1 protein-coding gene and 1 pseudogene are annotated in these 956 nt (G+C 67.4%); both read left to right on the forward strand.

Annotation, left to right across the window (positions count from 1 at the left end):
- A pseudogene (locus AX692_RS20260) lies at positions 1 to 264 on the forward strand (hypothetical protein); the annotation flags it as partial.
- On the forward strand, positions 261 to 956 hold a 696-nt coding region (locus tag AX692_RS15090), incomplete at its 3' end, for a M14-type cytosolic carboxypeptidase (protein ID WP_230961064.1). The pseudogene AX692_RS20260 and the gene AX692_RS15090, both read left to right, overlap by 4 nt.

Consider the following 956-nt stretch of genomic DNA (forward strand, 5'->3'; position numbering starts at 1 on the left):
GGGCTGGGGCTCGGGGTCGGGATCAACCTCGGCGGCGGGCGCGAGGGGCCCGCGGCCGATACCGCGCTCGAGCTGCGCATTTCGCGGACCGGGGGCGAGACCCTGTGGGAAGGCCGCGCGCAGATCACAACGGGCGTGAAGTCGCCCTATGCGCAGGTGACAACCGCCGCGCGCACGCTCGCGGCCGGGTTGTTCAAGGACTTCCCCGGTGGCAATGGCGAGACCGTGACGATCAGCGTCAAGAAGCTTCAAGGAACCAAATGACCTCTCTCTTCATCGATGCCGGGTTCGACAGCGGCAACATCGACGTGCTTGCCATCAACGGGAACACCGCCCGCCTCGCGATCCGGCGCGACAACGAATCCGAGTTCTTCCAGTGGTTCCACTTCCGCGTGAGCGCACCGGCCGGCGAAGAAGTGGTGCTGAAGCTCACCGGGCTCGCCGCGAGCGCCTATCCGGACGGCTGGCCGCACTACAACGCCTGCGTGTCCGAGGACCGCGCCTATTGGGCGCGCGCCGCTTCGAGCTATGACAAGGACGAGGACGGCGGCACGCTGACGGTGCGCTACCTGCCCGCAGGGGGCGTGTTCTGGTGCGCCTATTTCGCGCCCTATTCGATGGAGCGCCACCACGATCTGATCGCGGAGGCAGCCTCGTCCGAGGGTGTCGACTACCTCCGGCTCGGCACCACGCTCGATGGCCAGCCGATCGATTGTCTGGAGATGGGCGAAGGCGACACGCAGGTGTGGCTCTATGCCCGCCAGCACCCGGGCGAGACCCAGGCCGAATGGTGGATGGAAGGGGCGCTGGCGTGCCTCACCGATCCCGCCGACCCGGTCGCGCGGGCTTTGCGCAAGCAGTGCCGCTTGCACATCGTCCCCAATTGCAACCCCGATGGTTCGCGGCGCGGGCATCTTCGAACCAATGCGGTTGGCGCCAACCTCAACCGCGAATGG

It is taken from the genome of Erythrobacter donghaensis (genome assembly GCF_001557325.1).
GTDB classification, from domain to species: domain Bacteria; phylum Pseudomonadota; class Alphaproteobacteria; order Sphingomonadales; family Sphingomonadaceae; genus Erythrobacter; species Erythrobacter donghaensis_B.